Source organism: Sorangium sp. So ce1036 (genome assembly GCF_051369805.1).
Lineage (GTDB): Bacteria > Myxococcota_A > Polyangia > Polyangiales > Polyangiaceae > Sorangium > Sorangium cellulosum_F.
Genome location: NZ_JBBMOX010000001.1, coordinates 4,620,235 through 4,640,907 on the forward strand (window position 1 = coordinate 4,620,235; position 20,673 = coordinate 4,640,907).

The window sequence follows — 20,673 nt, forward strand, 5'->3', positions numbered from 1 at the left end:
GGCTCAGATGGTCAGATTTGGACATCTGGACGTAAGCGCACGGCCCAGGGCATCGTGACCGTCCGTGCGGCGCGGGCTAGGGTGTGTTTGTGAATCCTACAATCATAGCCGAATCACCGCGACGACCACCATGGCCAGGTAGCTGGCGCCGCGCTTCTCATAGCGCGTGGTTACATACACGGCGGGGCTGCTTCCATCCGCTGATGAGACGCTCGACTTCATTCCGTGCCCTGTCCCGCGCGCGATCGCACAGCGTGGCACACGGCTGATTGCATTTTGGGGGGGATGCCCGGGCGGATCCGATACGAGCGCACATGCGCGCACGGCGCGGGTGGTGTACGCGTCCACGCACGATGGCACGGGGGCGATGGCGCGGGCGTCCACGGCCAGGGCGGCGGACGGTGCTGCGTGCCATCAGGTCGTTGAAGGCGATGGTCTCGTGCCGTTGCCCCGCGGTCGGGGGGAAGGCGATCGGCTTGCCTCCGTTGCCGGCGCGAAGGTGGAGCTTCGTGGCGAAGACGCCCTGACGGCGGCCGAGCCCCTCCACTTCTGGATCCCCTTGTGCACCCGCTACGTGCTTCTGTCCCCGTACGATCGTGGAGTCGACGTGGTGCTCGTCCCGATCGAGTCGGTCCTCGACACGCGCGCCCAGGCGTCGTCGATGAGGATCTCGCAGTGGGAGCGCGAGACGGTCGGGGCCGCGATCACGGGGTCGTTGCCGTCGCCCGAGCCGAGCGAGCACCGCGCCGCGGACGAGTCCCAGACGGTGCCCGTGGCCGGCCGCTCGGCGAGGTCGAGGCGGAAGCGGTGCACCGAGGCCGCGCCGTCGCCGGGCGATCCAGGGGGCGTCAGCGTCTCGGAGCCGGGTGGTGGTCGCGTTCGGGGTGCTCACTCCCGAGGCTTGTGCTCCGGCGGGCCTCTTTTGTGGCCCACCGGAGCACAAGCCCCTCCGGGGAGCATCCAGGAAGCCCCACTACCCGCGCCCGGGTAGCGGCGGCCAGGGGTCAGGAGAGCAGCTCGACCGCGATCTCGATCGTGGTCTTCTGCCCGTTGCGGAGCAGGTCGACCTTCACCTTTTCCCCCGGACGCTTGGTGTCGAGCGCGTTGTAGAGCCCGTCGTAGTCCTCGACGGGCTTGCCGTCGATCCCCACGATCACGTCGCCCAGCACGAGCCCGCGATCGCCCTCGGACAGGCCGCGCAGGCCCGCCTTGGCGGCGGGGCCGCCCGGGATGACGCTCATCACGATGACGCCGCGGATGCCGTTGCGCCGCTCGAGGCGGCGGGCCGGGTCGAGCTGGATGCCGAGGCCGACCTGCTCGGCCTTCCCGGTCTTGATGATCTGCGGGACGATCCGCGCGATCGTCGTCGAGGGCACGGCGAAGCCGATGCCGGCGGAGGCGCCGCTCTTCGAGAAGATCATCGTGTTCATGCCGATGAGGTGCCCGCTCGAGTCGAGCAGCGGGCCGCCGGAGTTGCCGGGGTTGATGGCGGCGTCGGTCTGGATCATGTCGCGGATGCTCACGCCGCCCACGCCCTCGACCTGGCGCCCGACCGCGCTGATGATGCCGGTCGTCAGGGTGTGATCGAGGCCGAAGGGGTTGCCGATCGCGATCGCCTTCTGGCCGACCTCGAGCGGCTCGCGCAGGGGCGCGACCTGGATCGGCTTGAGCAGCTCCTTCGGGGCGTCGATCTTGAGCACGGCGACGTCCTTGCGCGGCTCGACGCCCACGAGGCGCGCCGGGAACGTCTTCTCGCCCTGCAGCCGGACGAGGAGCGACTGCGCGTTGTCCACGACGTGGAAGTTCGTGACGATGTGCCCGTCGGCGTCCCAGACGAAGCCCGATCCGGAGCCGGCGGGGACCTCCACCGCGGTGCCCCAGAAGCGGTCGACCACGAGGCGCCGCTGGGTGACGAACACCGTGGACGCGGCGACCTCGCGGAAGACCGCGATCGTGTTGCGCTCGTCCTCGATGAGCGCCGCCTTCGACGGGGGCTGGACGGGCGACGGGGGCGGGATGGGCGACGGGGGCGTGTCGACGGTCGCCGGCGTGGGCACGGTCGTCGCGTTCGACGATGGGCCGGCCGGACCGGGCTTCCCCTTGCATCCAGGGGCAGCCGCGAGCGCGGCGACGAGGAGGACGGCAGGGAGACGGGCGTGTCGGCGGTGGCGCATGCGCCGCAATCTAGCCTGCGATGGGCGAGGCGTCTGCTCCACGCAGCGCGCCGGGTGCGCGCGGGAGACGACGTGCGGCGCACTGCGCGCCCGGGGCGCGCGGGAGGCGGCGCGCTGCGCGCCCGGGGCGCGCAACGGCTGCGCGGGACGGCCGCGCCGTCGTGCCCGCGCCCGGGGAGCGAGGGAGGCGGCGCGCGGGGCGCGGGGGAGGCGGCGCGGAGGTCCGGGGCGCGCAAAGGATGCGCGGAACGGCCGCCTCGTCGTGTTCGCGCCGGATCGGATCCGAGATGCAAACGGGCGAAGTTGCGGTAGAGGTGGCCTTGACGGACAAAGCCCATGACGCCAACTGCAAACAAGTTCCAGTCCACCCCCCCGGTCGTGAAGGAGCCCGTCAAGGTGCTCCTGCTCGAGAACATCCACCAGAGCGCGCACGAGCTGTTTCGATCGCGGTCGTTCGAGATCGAGACGCGCAGCTCCGCGCTGAAGGAAGACGAGCTCATCGCCGCCCTCGCGGGCGTCGATCTGGTCGGCATCCGGAGCAAGACGCACATCACGGCGCGCGTCCTGGAGAAGGCCGACCGGCTGCTCTCGATCGGCTGCTTCTGCATCGGCACGAACCAGGTCGATCTCGACGCGGCCAACCGGCGCGGCGTGCCGGTGTTCAACGCGCCGTTCAGCAACACGCGCAGCGTCGCCGAGATGATCATCGCCCAGTGCGTCATGCTCGCGCGGCAGCTCGGCGACCGCTCGCGCGAGGTGCACAGCGGCACGTGGAAGAAGGTCTCGAAGGCCTGCTACGAGGTCCGCGGCAAGACGCTCGGGCTGATCGGCTACGGCCACATCGGCCAGCAGCTCGGCGTGCTGGCCGAGGCGATGGGGATGCGGGTCCTGTACTACGACATCGCGCAGAAGCTGCCGATGGGGAACAACCGCCCCCTGCCCACGCTCTCCGAGCTGCTCGCGGCGTCGGATTTCGTCTCGCTCCACGTCCCGGCCACGCCGGAGACGCGCGAGATGATCGGCGCGGCCGAGCTCGCGCAGATGCGCAAGGGCTCGTACCTGCTCAACGCGAGCCGCGGGTCGGTCGTGGTGATCCCGGCGCTCGCCGAGGCGCTGAAGAGCGGCCACCTCGCGGGCGCGGCGATTGACGTCTACCCGGAGGAGCCCGAGTCGAACTCGGACGGGTTCCGGACGCCGCTGCAAGGGCTGCCCAACGTCATCCTGACGCCGCACATCGGCGGCTCGACGGAGGAGGCGCAGGAGGCGATCGGGCGCGAGGTCTCGCGCGCGCTGACGCAGTTCGCGACCACGGGGGCGACGACGGGCGCGGTGAACTTCCCGAACGTCGAGCTGCCGCCGCTCAAGGGGACGCACCGCATCCTCAACGTCCACCGCAACGTGCCCGGCGTGCTCCGCGACGTGAACCGCATCGTGTCGGACGTGAACGCCAACATCGACAGCCAGGTCCTGTCGACCGACGCCAACATCGGCTACCTCATCATGGACCTGGCGCAGGACGTGTCGGCGGAGGTGAGCCGGCGGATCGGCGCGCTGGAGACCAGCCTCCGGACGCGCGTGCTCTACTGAAGGCGCCCGAAGTCGGGGGGGGGACGGCTGGGCAGGGGGGGCCGGGCAGCCCGGCCCCCTCTCCGGGGCTTGCGCGAGCGGCCCGGAGCAGCTCTCAGCCGCCGCGCTAGTACATCAGGGTGCCCTGGCCGAGCTGGTAGGTGATGTTCGCGCCGAACTGGTCACGCGCGTTCGTCACCCGCGAGATGGCGGTCGAGATCCGGCTCTGGCGCTGCGACCAGGTGGCGGCCGCGAGGCCGGCCGCGATCTCGCCCTTCGCCTGCTGCAGGTGATCCTGGGAGATCGTATGCAGCGGGGGGTTCGGGGGCGGCACGCCGAGGACCCCCAGCGCGTCGTCGATCTCCACCTCCGCGAGCTCCATCAGGCGGAGCTGGATGTCCGCGCGCGTGTCCTGGAACTGGTTGACGAGCGTCTGGGCCGCCTCCAGGCGCTGCTTCGCGATGTCGAGGTTGAAGGCGGCGTTGAGGACGCGGAGGAACCGGCCCATCTTCACGATGTCGTCGCCGGTGAAGGCGACCGGGGTGCCGAACCGCGTCTCCAGCTCCAGGCCCGCCGGGGAGTTGGGGAAGAAGTTCGGGGTGACGTAGAAGGCAATCCCGTCCTCGATCGTGTTCCCGAAGGCGTTGGTGTGGAAGAACGGCGGCGTGTCCGCGGCCTCGATGAGGGGCGGCGTGCTGAACGTGCCGTCACCGAACCCGTGGAGGAACCCGATGTCCAGGACGTCGAGGTTGGGCGCGGCCTGCCCGAGCCCGCCGAACCCGCCGTCGAACGCGCCGATGGTGCTGGTCGCGGGGGCCTTCCGGGTCCCCGTGTCCAGGTTGCGGTTCAACCCCGAATCCATGTGGTTCGCGCCCGCGTTGGTGTGGCACACGTTGCAGCGGCCCCGCTGCGGGTCGAGGAACGCCTGCCGCCCGTCGTTCGCCTGGGGGTCGAAGAGGTTCACCTGCGTGAGATCGAGCTCGTTCGTCCGGCCGACGCTCATCTGGAACGCCAGCGTGAGATCGAGCTCCTCCTCGGTCGGGAGCCGGAACGACACCCCCGGCTGGCGACCGAGATCCTTCGGGAAATGCTGGTTGATCGCGCCGGTGAGGAACGAGCGGAGCGAGCCGTCGCCGGGCGCGCCGTCGCCCGACCAGCCCGTGCGATGGACCGGCGGGACCGCCGTCCCGTCCGCCGGATCCGGGGTGATGGTCGTCGCCATGGAGAAGATGTGGGGGACCGCCCGCATCGTGAACTTGTTGTCGAGGTCCTCGAACCCGTCGACGTTCTCGCGGATCAGCCCCAGCGTCCGGAGCTCGAAGTTCTCGAGCTCGGCGAGGGCGGGGTCGGTCTCGAAGACGAACAGCGGATCGCTCGGATCGAGCGCGGAGATGAACGGGACGTCGATCGTGTAGTTGTTGGCGACCGGGTGGCAGGTGCCGCAGGTGCGGCCGTTGCCATCGAACGTCTCGCGGAAGAAGATGTCGGCTCCGGCGCAGACCTCCGCGGACACGAGCCCGGCGATCACGCGCGGATCCAGGTTGCACGCGGCGAGCCGGTCCTGCGCGGTGAGCGCGCTCGACACGGCTTCATGGCGCTCGGCGTCCCCCTCGGGCTCGGGAGGGGCGCAGGCGGTGAGCAAGGCAGAGGCGATGACCGAGCCGAGGAACAAGAACCCGGGTTTCGGGAATGACATGTCAAACGATCTCCTGATTGCCGTTGTGCGGTGTTCGCTGTCCGCGCACCGCCCTGGAGGGCCTGCTCCGGGCGCGCGCGGCGCCCGGCGCCCGGCGCCCATGGGCCGTGTGCGAAGAAGGATGACGACGGCGCCCGCGACGGCCGGCGGCGCCTGCGCGGACCTCTCTACTGCAGAGGTCGGATGCGCCCGCATCCATGGATCAACGGACGACGTGCTTCCAATGCATAGCCGTCATGGACCGCGTGCACAGGATTCATCCTGGTCCGGGAGGCGAGCGCCTGCCCGGGGCGACGCGCCGCCGGCGCGCCCCCGCGGGGGCCGCGGTGCGCACCGCCTCCGCTTCAGGCCGGGACGCCGACCCGGGCGCGTTCGCCGCGCCGGGCCGCCGGGTCGTCGCCCGCGAAGACGATGGTGAAGACGACGAACGCGGCCCACAGCGCCGCCAGGTGATAGAGCATCATCACCCCGTCCGTCGCCTGGTAGATGGCGCTCGACACCGGGGGGCCGAGGAGCATCCCCGCCGCATAGAAGACGTTGTAAATCGAGTTCGCGCGGCTGTAGTCGCGCGGCGCGGTCACGACGCCCTGGAGCGCGAGGCTGAGCGGCGAGATCGACGCGAGCGTCGCCCCCGCGATGAAGACCGCGGCGCACATCGCCGCGTACCGGTCGAGGTACACGAAGCCGAGGATCATCAGCGTGCCGATCACGCCGAGCGCGCGCATCAGCGACAGGTGGCCGCGGCGATCGCCGATCCGGCCGGCGACGTTCGTGAAGACGAGCATGCCCACCGCGAAATAGGCGGGGATCAGGATCGTCTGCTCGAGCGTGACGCCCTTCGACGCCATCAGGTACAGCGGGAGGAACAGCACCACCGACGCCTGGAAGTAGCCGTAAGCGAACGTCGCGAAGCACGAGGTCTTGATGCGCCAGAGGATCGCGGCCGAGGACGCCGGGGGCTCCGCGCCGCCCTGGGCGCCGGCCTCGCCGTGCGCCCGCGCCTCGGGCGGGTCGCGGTCGAGGCGCGCGAGCACGAGCAGCGCCGAGAGCGCCGAGATGACGCACGAGACGACGAACGCGGCGGGCATCGACGAGAGCGCGACGATCCCCTTCGCGGAGAGGGGGCCGAGGACGTAGCCGAGCGCCATCGCGACCGCGTAGAGGCTCGTGACGAACGCCTTGTTGTGCTGATCCGACCGGGCGAGCAGGATGGTCTCGCAGCTCACCCAGATGCCGACCGAGCACGCGCCGTCGAGGAACCTCACGGCCGCGATGGAGGCGAAGCCGGGCAGGAAGGGGAAGACGCCGACCGCGGCCGCGTACCCGACGAGCGAGAGGACCAGCGTGGCCTTGGCCGAGAACCGGCGGATGAGCGCGCCCATCGGCAGCGAGAGCACGACGATGCCGAGCGCGAAGCACGAGGCGAGCATCCCGATGTCGCGCTTGTCGAACCCGCGCGTGTCGAGGAAGACCGCCGTGAGCGAGATGGCGATGCCGTACGCGAGGCCGAGCAGGAAGATCGCGCCGTAAATGAGCCAGATGTTCCGGTCAGGGATGCGGCGAAGCATGGTGGCCCGGCAGGCTCCACCGGCCGCTCTGCCGCGTCAAACGCGTGCTCGGCGCGCCGGGAGCGGCGTCGCGGGGCCGGGCCGCGGCGCGGTGAGCCCGTCGCGGCTCAGACCGCGTCCTGGTCGCGCCGGCGTTCGAGCGAGCCGATGAGCGGCAGCAGCACCTTCTGCGAGATCGGCTTGACCAGGTGGTGGTCGAAGCCCGCCTCCCGGGAGCGGCGGCGATCCTCGTCCTGGCCATACCCGGTGAGGGCGACGAGGCGAGCGCCCGCGAGGCCGGGACACGCGCGGAGCCGCCTCGCGACCTCGTACCCGTCCATCCCGGGGAGCCCGATGTCCAGGAGCACGAGCTCGGGCTGGAAGGCCGCGACGGTCTCGAGCGCTTCGTGGCCGTCTCTCGCCATGCGCACCTCGTGTCCCAGCGCCTCCAGCAGCATCACGAGCGACTCGGCCGCGTCGGCGTTGTCGTCGACGACCAGGATGCGCCGCGCGCTCGCGGCGGCCGGGCGCCCGGGCGCGGGCGCCGCGGCGGAGGGGCCCGCCGCCCCCCGGGCGTCGTCGAGGACGGCCGCGGGCGGCAGCCACACGCTGAACTCGCTGCCCTTCCCGGACCCCTCGCTGCGGGCATGGACCGTCCCTCCGTGCATCTCCACCAGGCGGCGCACCAGGGTCAGGCCGATGCCGAGCCCGCCCTGGGACCGGTCCGGGAGGCGCTCCCCCTGGGTGAACAGGTCGAACACGTCCGGCACGAGGTCCGGCGCCATGCCCTGGCCGGTGTCCTTGACCCGGATCTCCAGCCCGCCCCTCGCCCGCTCGCAGGTCAGCCAGATCTTGCCCCCGGGCTCCGTGTACTTGATGGCGTTGTGCAGCAGGTTGTCGATCACCTGGATCATCCGGGTCGCGTCGGCGTCGAGCTGCACCGGCTTCATGGGGAGCGAGATCATGAGCTCGTGACCGCGCGCCTCGACGAGCGGACGAACGGTGTCGACGGCCTGAGTCACGATCGTGGAGAGAGAGACCGCCCCCCTGTGGAGGTGGATCTTGCCGCGGGTGATGCGCGCCACGTCGAGCAGGTCGTCGACCAGCCGCACGAGGTGCTCGATCTGCCGCTCGATCATGGCGCAGGCGCTGTCCACGCGCGCGGGATCGTGCCTCGCGTGGCGGAGCACCTCCAGGATGCTGCGGACCGGGGCGAGCGGGTTTCGCAGCTCGTGTCCCAGCATCGCCAGGAACTCGTCCTTGCGCCGATCCGCCTCCGCGAGCTGCTCCGCGCGCTCCCGCAGCGCCTCCTCGAGCTGCTTTCGCTCGGTGATGTCCACGCACGCGCCCGTCATGTACGCCGGGGTGCCGGACGGGTCGCGGAAGAGCTTGCCCCGGTCTCGCAGCCAGCGCACGGAGCCGTCGGCCCGCGCGACGCGGAAGTCGACGGCCAGCTCGGCGCCCTCGCGGAGGACGGCGTCGAACGCCTCGCGCACGGCGCCTTGGTCGTCGGGGTGGACGAGCCCGATGAAGTCGTCGAGCCTCTGGACCTCGCGGTCCGGCGGCACGGCCATCAGGCGTCTCAGGCCCGGCCCCAGAGACAGCCTGTCCGGGCGGACGTGCCAGAGCCAGGTGCCCATCTGGGCCGCTTCGAGCGCGATCTGCAGCCGCTCCTCGCTCTCGCGCAGCGCCTTGTTCGCGAGGTGGCGGTCCGTGAAGTCGCGCAAGACCTTCGCGAACCCGCGCAGGTCACCCTGCTCGTCCCGGAGCGGCGTCATGACGCCGCTGCAATAGACGCGCGTCCCATCTTTCCGGAGGTGCCAGCGCTCGTCGGACGCTCGGCCCACCGAGCGGGCCGTCCCCATCTCCAGCGCAGGCAAGCCGGCCTGGACGTCCTCGGGCGTGTAGATCCGCTCGACGGGCGCGCCGAGGATCTCCTCCTCGGCGTACCCGAGGACCGCGGCGGCCCCGGGGTTCCAGGCGATGATCTTCCCCTCGGGATCGACGATGAGGATGCCGTAGTCCTTCGCGTTCTCGATCAGCAGCCGGTAGAGCTCATCCTGCCACGCGTCCTGCCGTGGTCGCTTCTCCTGCTCCATGGGTGGCAGTGCCTCGCTTTTTCCTGTTGCTCCTCGAGCGGCGATCGGGGGGCATGGCAGGAGCGTCCTCCGTGGTCCTCACGTCCCCGAGGTCGCGCTGCGAAGATGCAACGCTCGGGCCGCGCGCCGTCAGGGACAAGCGGGCCGGAAGGCTGGAGAGCGTTCGGTGACGCAGCGCTAGGCGTCGAGGATCTTCCCGGGGTTCATGAGGTTCAGCGGATCGAGCGCCCGCTTGATCGACCGCATGATCGCGAGCTCCTCGGGGGAGCGCGAGTAGGGCAGGTAGTCCTTCTTGAGCAGGCCGATGCCGTGCTCGGCGGAGATGCTCCCGCGGTACTTCTTGACGAGCGAGAAGATCGCGTGATCGGCCTCGTGGGTGCGCTGCAGGAACTCCTCGCGGGTGAGGCTGTCGGGCTTCATCACGTTGATGTGGAGGTTGCCGTCGCCGATGTGGCCGAAGAGCGCGATCTCCCACCCTGGATAGCGGGTCTCGAAGACGCTCTCCAGCTCGGCGCAGAAGCCCTCGAGCTCCTGGATGGGCAGGGCCACGTCGTTCTTGTGCGGCAGGCCGGTCGCGGACAGGCTCTCGCTGATGCCCTCGCGGAGGGCCCAGAGCTCGGCCGCCTGCGTCCCGTGCTGCGCGAGCGTGCCGTCGGTGACCAGCCCGCGCTCGAACAGCGACGCGATCCAGGCCTCGAGGGCGTCGGGCTCGCCGCGCTCGACCTCGATGAGCACGTAGTAGTCCGACGGCGCGGAGAGCGGCATGCGGACGTTCCGGTGCCGGCGGAGGCGCGCCTGGCACTTCTCCGTGAAGAACTCGTAGGCCATCACCACGAACGGCCCCATGCGCGCCTCGCGGAACAGCGCGAGCACGCCGGCGAGGTCCGGCACGGCGAACAGGAACACGTTGAGCGCCTCGGGCAGCCGCGTGAGCTTGAGCGTGGCCTCGGTGATGATGCCGAGCGTGCCCTCGCTGCCGATGAAGAGCTGGCGCAGGTCGATGCCGGTGTTGTTCTTCTCGAGCGCGCCGTTCAGCTCGAGCACGGCGCCGCTCGCGGTGACGACCGTGAGGCCCAGCACCCATTGCCGGGTGAGGCCGTAGCGGATGACCTTCACGCCGCCGGCGTTGGTGGCGATGTTGCCGCCCACCTGGCTCGACCCCTTGGAGGCGAAGTCGACGGGCCAGGTGAGGCCGTGCGGGGCGACGTGCTGGTGGACGGCCTCGGTGACGGCGCCGGCCTCGACGCGGACGGTGGCGCCGAGCACGTCGACCGGGCCCATGCGGCGCATCCGCTCGAGCGACACGACGAGCTCGCCCGTGGCGGCCACGGCGCCGGCGGCCAGCCCGGTGCGGCCGCCGGAGGGGACGACCGGGACGCGGTGCTCGGCGCAGAGGCGGAGGAGGCGGGAGACCTCCTCGGTCGAGCGCGGGCGGGCCACGGCGGACGGCCTGGGCTCGTGGACCTTGGTCCAGTCGCGGCCGAACGTCGCGAGGTCGGCCGCGTCGGTCGAGAGGAGATCCGCGGGGAGCTCGCGCTCGAGGGCCGCGAGGAAGGCGCCGGGGAGGCCGGGGAAGGGCGTCATGGCCGGCTCGGTACTGCGATGTCGCCGGGAGGGCAAGGGCAAGCGGGCTTCACGGCTCGCCCGCCCGGAGGGGGCGGGCGGGGGCGGGAGCGGGGGCGGGAGGGCCGGTTGCGGGGCGCTGCGGGGCACGGACGAGAGGCCTCGACGGGCTGCCCGGCCCCCGGAGAGGGTGTTCGCCGCGATTCCTCGCCAACGCAAACGCCGGATCTGGACGCGAGGGCGGGGTACCGGGGGCGAGTGGGTCGAGTTGGGATGTCCAGATGGCGGGCCGGCGTGTCCAGATGGGCGGGGGGATGTCCAGATGGCGGGCCGGCGTGTCCAGATGGGCGGGGGGCGTGTCCAGATGGGCGGGGGGATGTCCGGATGGGCGGGGTGCGTGTCCGGATGGGAGGGGGCGTGTCCGGATGGCCGGTCCGATTCTGTGACGGCCACGGGAGACGCCCCGTAACTCTGAGTATGAGCCCTTCTCCTCCTCCGACCGACCCGGTCCAGCACAGCGCCTGGGCGTCCCTGCACGCGACCGCCGTTCACGTCCTCCCTGGCATGCTCCGGTTCCTCGGCGTCGCCGAGGACGACCTCGACGACCTGTGCCAGGACGTCCTGCTGGGCGCCTTCCGCAGCTTGCCCCGGTACGACCCCATGCGCTCCAGCAGCGCGCGCGCTGCGGCCCCGCTGGACTCGCCCGACCTCGTGGCCTCCGCCCGAGCGCCCGCGCCGGCCGCCGCCGCGGCGGACAGCGCGCCGAGCGACCCCCCTGCGCGCCCGCGCAGGGACCCCGCGGGCCCGCCCGAGCCATCGCGACCGCAACGCCTCGGCAGGAACTGGAGAGCGGAGGCGACGTGGCTCTTCGGGATCGCCTGGCGGCAGGTCCGCCATCACCTGGAGCGCGCCTACCGGCGCCGCGAGGTGCCGGTAGGGCTCGCGGACGCGGCCTGCTTCCAGCGGGCAGACGCCGCGCCGAGCAGCGAGCACCACATCGCCGCGACGGAGCGGCGCGCGCTCGCGATCCGTCTCCTTTCGGAGATCGCGCCCGAGCGCCGCGCCATCCTCGTCCTGGCCGACGCTTACGATGTCCCGATGCACGAGATCGCGCGCGCCCTCTCGCTCAACGAGAACACCGCCGCGAGCCGGCTGCGCCTCGCGCGCCGGGACTACCGCGCCGCCGAGAAGCGGCTGCGGCCCGAGGAGAAGCGGGCGCTCCGGTCCAGCGTCCTCGTGCTCCCGCTGTTCTCCGCGACCTCGTTGCGCTCGCTCTCCGAGACGATCCTGTCCGCGAGCGATCCGGCCGCGCCGGGCTCCCGAGCGCGCCTCGACGGGGGGCGGTGGCGCGCACGCCTCGCGCGTCTCGCGCGCCCGTTCGCCCGACCCCTTCGCCCGGCGCTCGGGTGGGGGGCGGCCGGCGCCGCCGGCGGCGTCCTGCTGGTCGCCGGGCTCGCTCCAGCACCGGTGGCCTGGGCTCGCCACCTCGCCCCGGTCGCGCTGCCCCTCCTCCTCTCAGGAACCGCACGCCCTGACCTGGCGCCGGAGCCACGACCCCGGGGCGTTCTCGGCGACGCGCCGCGCCCCGACGACGCCACGCGCTCCGGCGACGCCCAGGGCCCCCGAGCGCCCGCGGCAGAGAGGAACGATGGGCCAGGCCAGCGCAAGCCCGCCGCCTCGAGGCGCGACCCGGCGCCCCCAGACCAAGGCCAGAATCGGCTCGGCGAGGAGCTCACGCTGCTCGAGGCGGCCAGGCAGGCGCTGTTGCGCGGCGAGCGCGCCGCCGCCCTGGAGCGCATCGAGGCGCACGCACAGCGGTTTCCACGGGGCCGGCTGGCGTTGCTGCGCGAGCGGCTGCGATCGAGCGCGGAAGCGCTGCCGGTCACCACGACCGGCGGCACGACGCGGCAGGAGCGGCCATGAGGGCCGAGCCGTCGCGGCGCACGAGCCCCCCGTCGCACGGCCGGCGACGGGGCGAGCGGGCATGGCGCGCAGCGTTCGCATCGCTGGTCGCGGTCGCCGTCGCGCAGCTCGCGGCCGCGCCGGTCCGGGCCGATTCCGGGCCGCGCCAGGCCCGCGTGCGGCTCGAGCTCACGCGCGGCCCGGGCACCGAGCGCTGCCCCGATGCGCAGTTTCTGCGCGCGGAGATCGCCCGGTACATGGGCTTCGACCCCTTCGATGCGGAGGCTCCGCTCGCGATCACGGCGTCGATGGAACAGGAGCAGGGCGAGCTCATCGCGTCGATCTACCTCCGCGATCGCCCCGGCCTGGTGCTCTGGGCCGACGGCTACAGGACTCGCGCTGCCTGCAAGACGCTGGTCTCGACGGTGGCCCTGTCGATCGCCGTGCAGCTCGACGAGATGGGTGAGCGCCTGCCGCCGCAGGCAACGCCGGCCGTGCCGGGAGAGCCCGCGGCGCCGGCGGAGGCGCCGTGCTCCCCCGAGCGCCCCTGCGCGGCGCAGCCGGCGCTGCCGCCGAGCGAGGCGCCGCCCGTGCGGGCGCAGCCCCCGAGCAGCGCGGGGCACGCTGCGGGGGGGCGCTTCCGCTGGACCGCTGGCGCCGGCGCCACGATCGCGCTGGGGCTGACGCCCGGCGTTGCGGTGGGACCCGCGTTGTCGGTCGCGGGACGCTGGCCGGCATGGTCGGTCGCGCTGGACGCCCGCGGGCTCTCCTCGCTGTCGAGCGACGTGGAGGACGTGCGCGTGGCGACATCGGCGCTCATCACGAACGCTGCCTTGTGCCTTCACCGACCTGTTCTCTTTGCGTGCGGGGTCGGAGAGATCGGCGTGCGCCGTGTCGTGCCCGAAGCGCCAGTGAGCGGGGGATCCCTGCTCTATCTTCGTGCCGGAATCGGCGTGCGAGCCGGCGTTGCGTGGCCGTTCTCAGAGAGCCTCTCTGGGTACGGATATACCGAGGCGGTTCAGCGCTTGGTCGACTCGTCGCTCCTCCGCGACGAAGGCATCGCCGAATCAGAACGCACGCTCTGGAGCGCTCCCGCGCTCGGCGTGGCGTTCGGGATCGGTCTACGACTGAACCTGTGAGGGGGATCCGGCGGCAACGACATCTGCCGTCTCCGAAGGTGAGAAAGTATGAGAAATTTTTCTCGATCCACGGAATGCTCAATCCTTGCGAGGCTCGCAGGGCGCCTCCCGCCTTGCGCTGAGGACCATCATTCACGTAAGGTACCACGCATGCGCGTGCCGACTATTGCCCTTGCAGGAGTGCTGTTGAGCGCTGGGTGCTCCACAGACCCAATCATCCTCTATGGCCCATGTACGGACGGAGAGCGCGCCCGCTTTCCTGAGCGGTGCATCGAGGGCTACGGCGAGGGCGGCGCTGGCGGCGAGGGTGGCGAGGGCGGCGCCGGCGGTGAGGGCGGCGCCGGCGGTGAGGGTGGTGAGGCGCACAGCGCGCTCTGCTCCGGCCAGTGCGTTCCCCCCGCGCCGCTCGGCTGGTCCGGCCCGGCGCTCCTCTGGTTCGGCCCGCCGGAGGCCACCCCCGACTGCCCCGCCGATGCGCCGACGATCGGGTACGAGGGCTTCGCCGATCTCCAGCAGGTGCCGAAGGCGTGCCCGACCTGCGCGTGCGACCCGCCCGAGGCCTCGTGCTCGCTCCCCACCGCGTGGGCCGCGGCGTCGTCGTCCTCGTGCCCCGGTGACGAGCCCGACGCCGTCGCGACGCCGTTCGCCGCGCCCGACGCCTGGGATGGCGCCTGCACCGCGGAGGCCGCGATCCCAGCCGATCAGGACTGCAACGGCGAGCCCTGCGTGCAGTCGCTGACGATCGCGGCGCCCACGATCACGACCGGCGCGTGCACGCCGCGGATCGACATCCCGCCGCCGCTCCACGAGCGCGCGCCCCCGTGGGCGACGCGCGCGACGGCCTGCGTGGCCGGGGCGCACACCGCGTGTGCCGACGCGACGACGTGCGTGCCGGCAGCGCCCGGGTTCCTGACCTGCATTTACCACGAGGGCGACGCCGCCTGTCCGGAGGGCTACGCCCAGAGGCATCTCTTCTACAGGGACGTGCTCGACGGCCGCGACTGCACCCCCTGCGGTTGCGGCGAGCCGACCGGCGCCTCGTGCACGGTCATGGCGTCCGTGTACCGCGACGCGGCCTGCACCGATCTGATCGCGTCGAGCCTCGTCAGCTCGAGCGTCCCGTTCTGCGTGGTGACGCCGCCCGGCGTCGGCCTGGGGAGCAAGTCGGCCGCGGTCGTGGCGGTGGAGCCGGGCGCGTGCGCCCCGCAGGGCGGCGAGCCCGTCGGCGAGCTCCAGCCGGCCGAGCCGTCCACGTTCTGCTGCATCGCCTGAGCCCGCCGGCGCCGCCGCCCGGCGCAGCGATCGGCTGCCAGCGCGTCATGCCATGCACTTGGGGGTGTGGCGTGGCGGTCGATGGGCTCCAAGACTCAATCTGTCGAGCCCACGCGACGCGCGGGTCGGGAGGCTCGAGGTCGATGCATGAGCACCGCCGGCGCCGCCTGCTGCAATGGCGCGGGCGGTGCCTCGGCGCCGTCCCATGCTTCGCAGCGCGCTCGGATGCTCTAGAGGCGCTCGAGCAGCGCTAGCGCACCATGTGCGCATCTCCGGCGGATCGCATCTCCGGCGGGCGTCCTCGCTGCGCGGGCGCAGCGCGAGCATTGCGGCGCCGCGGCCGACAGGGCATCTTGAACGAACGCGCATGGACAAGGCGGACGGCGCGACCCTCCTCGCGGCCATCGCGACGCTCACGCTGGCCGCGTGCGAGTGCTCCGCCGGTGAGGCGCCGCGGGCGTCCGGTGCCACGGGTGCCGCCGACGGCGGCGGGGGCGGCGCCGCCCCGGACCGGATCGCGACGAGCAGCAGCGCGTCCGGCGTGAGCGGGCAGGGAGGAGCGGACAGCAGCGGCGCCGGCGGGCAGGGAGGCGCGAGCGGGGAGGGAGGCGCGGGCGGGCAGGGAGGCGCGGGCAGCAGCGGCGGCGCGGGCGGGCAGGGAGGCGCGGGCGGGCACGGCGGCGCGGGCGGGCAGGGAGGCGCGGGCAGCAGCGGCGCTGGCGGCGAGGGCGGAGCGCGGAGCTGGGAGCCGGTCGAGACGGACTGGTGCTCGGAAGGGTGGAGCGGCCTGGACGATCACACCTGCTTTCACGTGCCGGAGACGGCAGCCCGCGGCGCGCCCATCCTCCACGTGCTGCACGGGATCATGGCGCCCGACGCGCTGCCCGTGAGCCTCCAGGCGATCGCCGCCGAGGCCGCCGCGGCGCTCGGCGCCGTCGCGGTGTTCCCGCGCGGAAGACAGGGACTCTGCACCTTCAGTCCGTCCGTCGCGAGCTACTTCTGCTGGCCCACACGGCGCGAGATCGTCGACGCCGAGGCGCCCGCCCTGCTCGACGAGTGGACGCGCGCCGAGGCGCGGATAGCGCAGGTCCTCGGGGACTCGTTCAGCAGGCGTTATGTCATGGGCTTCTCCAACGGGGGCTATTTCGCGAGCTATATCGCGCTGGAGGGGCTCCTCCACGTCGACGGCGCAGGGCTCGTCGGCGCGGGGCGCATGGTCATCGAGGAGCACCTGTTCTCCCAGGAGAGGCCGCCGATCTACATCGCCGTCGGCGAGCGCGAGCTCGCCTCCACCATCGCGAGCGCCGAGAACCTCGCCGACCTGCTCACCCAGCACGGCTGGGAGCACGAGCTCGTGGTGCACCCCGGGCGCGGCCACGAGATCCACGCCGACGACTTCACGCGCGCGTGGGCGACCTGGACCGCCGCGCCCTGAGCCGAGCCGCGCGCCGGGACCAGGGCGGCAGGGGGCTGAGGCGCGCGTCGCGAGGCGCCCTGCGCGGACCTCCACCGCGCCCGCCGGCACGGGCGCCTGGACGATGGGTCGAGCACGTCGACCAGCGCAGGCCCGATCGCCCGTGGACGGCGAGATGGCCTGTGGTGATGTCGTCTCTTCGACTACCTTGCCGTGAGCGCTGACCACCTCGTCGCATGGAGGAGGTGTGGAGTCGCCGGCGACGCCGCGCCGCGCGCGCTGCGAAAGTCGACCCCTCGCGAAAGGCGTGTTTTATCGGAGTCGTCGAGTCGAGCGCCGGGAGCGCCGCTGCGCGCTCGGCGCACCTCGAAGGGCCTTCTCTGCGCATCGATCCGGCGCGATTGAACGGCGCCGTGCCGCGGAGTTCAGCTCTGTTGAGGAATCTCGGTTTGTCGGCGCCCCGCGTCCGCTGCGCGCGATCTCGAGCGGCAGCCTGTGCACACGGCTGTCGGGCACGAGCGCTGCTCTCTGCGCAATCCGATGGACCGACGGTCCCGCGGTCGTCGCGGGGCCGTGGAAGGAGGACAAATGAATGAGCTGTTGAATGGCAAGTGGATGGCCGTCGCGATGGTGGCGATGGCGGCGACGGCCACCGGGTGCGCGATGGGCGACGGCAGCGCCGACGAGCTCGACATGGACGAGGCCGATGTCGTGGAGGTCGACGAGGCCGCTCAGGCGATGTGTGGCGGTTATCCGGGCCTCCCCGGGAGGAACTGCGGTAGCTGGCCGGGCTGGCCGGGCGGCGGCTGGGGATCGAATCGGCCGGGGAGCGGCTGGGGATCGAGCTTCCCGGGGAGCGGCTGGGGATCGAGCTTCCCGGGGAGCGGCTGGGGGTCGGCCTGGCCGCCGGCCGGCTTCCCCCCGGGCGGGGGGGGCACGTGGGGCGGCTGGGGAGGCCGGCCCTGCGGCGGTCCGGGGAGCTTTGTGCCCGGCGGGCTCGGCGGGGGCAATCCGTACATCAACCCGTTCCGCAGGCCCTGCAGCAGCAGGCCCTGGTAGCTCGGAGCCCGTCTGCGGAGGCGAGCCCTGGCCCCGGATCGCGGCGTGATCGCGCCTCGGCCTGTCGGCCCGGAGCCGCCGCGCACCCCGGGGCCTGAGCCGCGGATCGCTCTTCGCAGCGCCTCGAGGGCCCCGGCCGACGGGAGCGCGCGGCCGATGCGCTGCTCGCGCGGCCGGGGGCCCCTCGGCCATCTCCGGCCTCACGGCGGCCGTTTGGCCGCGGCGATCGCACTCCAGGGCTCCCCACGTGTCGCATTTTGAGACACCGCCGCTCGGCGGGGCACGCTGGGTCGAGCCCCTGACATCCCTGCCCACTCCGCTGCTCATCGTGGCGCAGGGGGGTCGTGGCGCAGGTGGCGCAGATCGAGCGCCGACGCGCTGCCTCTGCGCCCGCGCCCGCCGCGGCGGGCCAGCTCATGACGGCGCGCCCCAGGTCGCGCTCGCCGGCCTCGAGGCCCGGGCGCGCTCCGGTCGCGCCACGGATCGGTTCTTGCTGACACCGCTGTTGCGCGATGACGCGCCGTCTGCCGACCTTCGCGCCGGCGTCCGGTCGAGGATTCCCCATGATGCGCTTTGCGACACCGGTCTCGCGTTACATGACCTGCGAGGTCATCACGGCGCCCGACACCGCCCCGCTCTCCGAGGTGCACCGCGCCCTCGGCGATCATGCGATCTCCTGCGTCCCGATCCTCGACGAGGCGGCCGGCCGCGCGATCGGCGTGCTGTCCCGCACCGATCTGCTCCGGCTCGGCCGGTTCGAGACGAAGACGAACTGCCGCGGGACGCTGCTGACCCTGCCTGACGTGCCGGCGCGCGACGTGCTGCGCCCGGGCATCATCACGGTCGGGCGCGCGACGCTCGTGGTCCAGGCGGCGAGCGTGCTGCTCAAGCACCGCATCCACCGCGTCTTCGTCCGCGAGCACGACGCCCTCACCGGCGTCTTCAGCACGAAGGACCTGCTCCTCGCCCTGGTCGAGGGGCGGGTCGCGACGCCGATCGGCGATCTCATGTCGGCCCCCGCGTACACGATCCCGCTCGACGCGCCGCTGGCGCTCGCCGCCGATCGGCTGACGACCGCGCAGGTGAGCGGGCTCGTCGTGGTGGACCCGGGCGGCTGGCCCGTGGGCATGTTCACCCAGACCGAGGCGCTGCTCGCGCACGGCGTGCTCTCCGACTCGCCCGTCGAGGATGTGATGAGCCCCGCCATGGTCTGTCTCGACGCGCGCACGCCGCTCCACCGGGCCGCGTCCGCCGCGCACGCGGCGCAGGCGCGGCGCGTGCTCGTGGTGCAGGGGCGGCGGCTGCGCGGCGTGCTGACGGGGCTCGACTTCGCGCGCGCCGTCGCCGGCACGGGGGTGCTCCCGGTGGCCGCGAGATCCCGGGCGAGCTAGCGCGTCCCGGCGCCGGCCCGCCCGGGCCGCGCGCGACGTCAGCGCGCCGCGTGGATCGCCATCCGCTCGACCACCTCGTCGGGATCGGCGATCAGGCGCGCCGCGAGCGCGCGGGCGGCCGCGGGCGAGGCGGACGCCACGCCCTGGATGGCGCCGAGCCGCGCGACCCGCGGCAGGCGCGGATCGGCGGCGAGCGCCTCGAGCTCCGCGAGCGCGCCCGCGGGCGGCGCGGCCGCGCGGCCGACCGCGGCGAGGGCGCGCGCCCGGACGTGCGCCGGCGCGCCCGGATCGCGGCCCACCGCGAGCAGCGGGTCGACCCCGGCGCCGCCGGCCGCGCGGAGCAGCGCGAAGTAGTCCACGCCCGCGGCCACGCTGTGCGCGCAGAAGTGCCCCGCGAGCAGCGTCGCGGCGCGCGGCGGGAGCGCGGCCGCCCAGGCGCCGCGTCCCGGCGCCGGCGCCGGCCCGCGCGGCGGCGCGCCGCCGGCCGGGGGCGCGCTGCTCGGCCCGCTCGCCGGCGTGGCAGGATCCACCGGCAGCGGATCGGCCGCGCCGCCGCCCTCCTCGACGATGCCGCGGTAGAACGCGCTCGCCTGCATCACCGTCGTCTGCTGCGGCGTGATCTTGCCCGAGAAGTCGCCGCCCGTCGGGAACATGATGTTGCTGAAGTCGGGGCACGACTCCATGTGGCGATTCACGTCGTCGCATTGCGCGGTGTCGTCGAGCGGGTCGCCGAAGCCGGGCTGGATCTCGGTCGTGTGGAACAGACCGGCGAGATGGCCGAGCTCGTGGCGCAGGATGATGGTGTCGATCACCGGATTCCCGTACAGCAAGACCACGAGCCCGCTGAGGCGCGTGCCGTGCTCGAGGGCGACCGCGGGCGCCGAGGGCGTCGCGCCGGACGCGCCCAGGAGCGCCCCGTCGAGCTGCGACACCACGATGACGTTCAGCGCAGGCCGGCCAGGCGCGCCGGCCGTCTGCTCGAACACATGGGGGAGGTTTTCCTCGTCGATGCGCTCCCACTCCCGCCCGAGCGAATGAGGCGTGATCCGTCCCACGCGGAGCCCCACGTAGCCCTGGTAGGCCGTTCGCAGCGCCTGCTGCACGTACTCGGCGGGGTGCGCGTCCCCGGCGATGAACGCATTGATGTCGATGATCCCGCCGTGAAAGCGCCCATCGAGGGTCTGGCGGCGCCACACCGTGAGGTGGGCCAGAAGGTCCGGATCCTCGGAGGTGCCGTCGCCGACGGTGACCCAGTAGATGCCTGGCACGAGTGGCACGGACGCGGTCGTGCCAGTCTGCGGCACGGCCGCTGTGCCGATCCCCTGGTTGTAGAAGAAGGCCAGGGTGCCCGGGATCGAGTAGTCGGCGGCGAGCGGCGTCCCCTCGGGGTCGCGGATCTCCTTGATCCCGACCGGTTCGAAGCTCGGCGACGGCGTGTCGCGCCTCGCGATGGCCGTGAAGCCGAGGGTGCCCGGGGGGATCGCCACCGGCGCGGGGGTCCCGAAGGGGACGTGGTGCTCCGTCGCGACCAGCGGCGGGATCGGCGGCGCGCCGCCCTCGCCGAGGTCGTCGCCCACCCCGGCGCCCGATGGGCTCGCCGGGGGCGCGCCAGGGGGGAACGCGCCCCCGCCGCCGGCCGGCGCGGAGCCCCCGGCGCCCTCGCCCTCGAGCGGCGCGACCCCGTCGACCACCACCTTGCCGCCGCAGGCGCCCGCGGCGAGCGCGGCCGCGACCAGGAGCGCTCCGCGGCGCGCGCGCGCCGACGTCGCCCCGCGCCCGACTGGCGACGTGCCGTCCCCGGGAGACGGAGATCGGGAGACCGACGCGGGGACAGGCGACTCTGACATAAGC

Annotated in this window: 14 protein-coding genes; 7 read left to right on the forward strand and 7 right to left on the reverse strand. The window is 73.0% G+C overall.

The features are described from left to right. Positions 1 to 570: 570 nt before the first annotated feature. Both WMF31_RS17535 and WMF31_RS17540 read right to left on the reverse strand, forming a co-directional pair. Positions 571 to 813, reverse strand: coding sequence for a hypothetical protein (locus WMF31_RS17535; protein WP_436603043.1), 243 nt, complete (start codon positions 811 to 813; stop codon positions 571 to 573). Positions 814 to 1,004: 191 nt separating this feature from the next. After that, on the reverse strand, positions 1,005 to 2,174 hold the full coding sequence (locus tag WMF31_RS17540) for a S1C family serine protease (protein WP_129348512.1): 1,170 nt from the start codon (positions 2,172 to 2,174) through the stop codon (positions 1,005 to 1,007). A gap of 336 nt (positions 2,175 to 2,510) precedes the next feature. On the opposite strand from WMF31_RS17540, the gene serA reads away from it, so the two are divergent. Then, entirely contained in the window at positions 2,511 to 3,761 is a 1,251-nt protein-coding gene (gene serA / locus WMF31_RS17545; protein WP_436603044.1) for a phosphoglycerate dehydrogenase, read from the forward strand. Positions 3,762 to 3,867: 106 nt separating this feature from the next. Here serA and WMF31_RS17550 read toward each other — a convergent pair whose 3' ends face one another. The 4 genes from WMF31_RS17550 to WMF31_RS17565 all read right to left on the reverse strand — a co-directional run bounded on the left by WMF31_RS17550 (position 3,868) and on the right by WMF31_RS17565 (position 10,666). Then, entirely contained in the window at positions 3,868 to 5,436 is a 1,569-nt protein-coding gene (locus WMF31_RS17550) for a hypothetical protein (RefSeq protein WP_436603045.1), read from the reverse strand. Between the two features lie 344 nt (positions 5,437 to 5,780). Further along, positions 5,781 to 7,004: an MFS transporter gene (locus WMF31_RS17555; RefSeq protein ID WP_436603046.1), complete on the reverse strand. Its 1,224-nt coding sequence runs from the start codon at positions 7,002 to 7,004 to the stop codon at positions 5,781 to 5,783. Between the two features lie 107 nt (positions 7,005 to 7,111). Beyond that, entirely contained in the window at positions 7,112 to 9,082 is a 1,971-nt protein-coding gene (locus tag WMF31_RS17560) for a hybrid sensor histidine kinase/response regulator (RefSeq protein ID WP_436603047.1), read from the reverse strand. A gap of 177 nt (positions 9,083 to 9,259) precedes the next feature. Continuing rightward, on the reverse strand, positions 9,260 to 10,666 hold the full coding sequence (locus WMF31_RS17565) for an FAD-binding oxidoreductase (protein ID WP_436603048.1): 1,407 nt from the start codon (positions 10,664 to 10,666) through the stop codon (positions 9,260 to 9,262). Positions 10,667 to 11,122: 456 nt separating this feature from the next. Here WMF31_RS17565 and WMF31_RS17570 point away from each other — a divergent pair, with 456 nt between their 5' ends. The 6 genes from WMF31_RS17570 to WMF31_RS17595 all read left to right on the forward strand — a co-directional run bounded on the left by WMF31_RS17570 (position 11,123) and on the right by WMF31_RS17595 (position 18,822). Continuing rightward, complete coding sequence (locus WMF31_RS17570; protein ID WP_436603049.1) at positions 11,123 to 12,568, forward strand: sigma factor-like helix-turn-helix DNA-binding protein; 1,446 nt, start codon at positions 11,123 to 11,125, stop codon at positions 12,566 to 12,568. Continuing rightward, on the forward strand, positions 12,565 to 13,686 hold the full coding sequence (locus WMF31_RS17575) for a hypothetical protein (RefSeq protein WP_436603050.1): 1,122 nt from the start codon (positions 12,565 to 12,567) through the stop codon (positions 13,684 to 13,686). The genes WMF31_RS17570 and WMF31_RS17575 overlap by 4 nt, the downstream gene beginning before the upstream one ends. A 180-nt stretch (positions 13,687 to 13,866) precedes the next feature. Continuing rightward, entirely contained in the window at positions 13,867 to 14,958 is a 1,092-nt protein-coding gene (locus tag WMF31_RS17580) for a hypothetical protein (RefSeq protein ID WP_436603051.1), read from the forward strand. A gap of 367 nt (positions 14,959 to 15,325) precedes the next feature. Next, complete coding sequence (locus tag WMF31_RS17585; RefSeq protein WP_436603052.1) at positions 15,326 to 16,393, forward strand: alpha/beta hydrolase; 1,068 nt, start codon at positions 15,326 to 15,328, stop codon at positions 16,391 to 16,393. Between the two features lie 567 nt (positions 16,394 to 16,960). Next, positions 16,961 to 17,431, forward strand: a complete 471-nt coding sequence (locus WMF31_RS17590; protein WP_436603053.1) for a hypothetical protein — start codon at positions 16,961 to 16,963, stop codon at positions 17,429 to 17,431. 563 nt (positions 17,432 to 17,994) lie between these two features. Next, positions 17,995 to 18,822, forward strand: coding sequence for a CBS domain-containing protein (locus WMF31_RS17595; RefSeq protein ID WP_436603054.1), 828 nt, complete (start codon positions 17,995 to 17,997; stop codon positions 18,820 to 18,822). Between the two features lie 38 nt (positions 18,823 to 18,860). Here WMF31_RS17595 and WMF31_RS17600 read toward each other — a convergent pair whose 3' ends face one another. Beyond that, positions 18,861 to 20,669 (reverse strand): hypothetical protein, encoded by a 1,809-nt coding sequence (locus WMF31_RS17600; protein ID WP_436603055.1) that lies wholly within the window; start codon positions 20,667 to 20,669, stop codon positions 18,861 to 18,863. Positions 20,670 to 20,673: the final 4 nt, after the last annotated feature.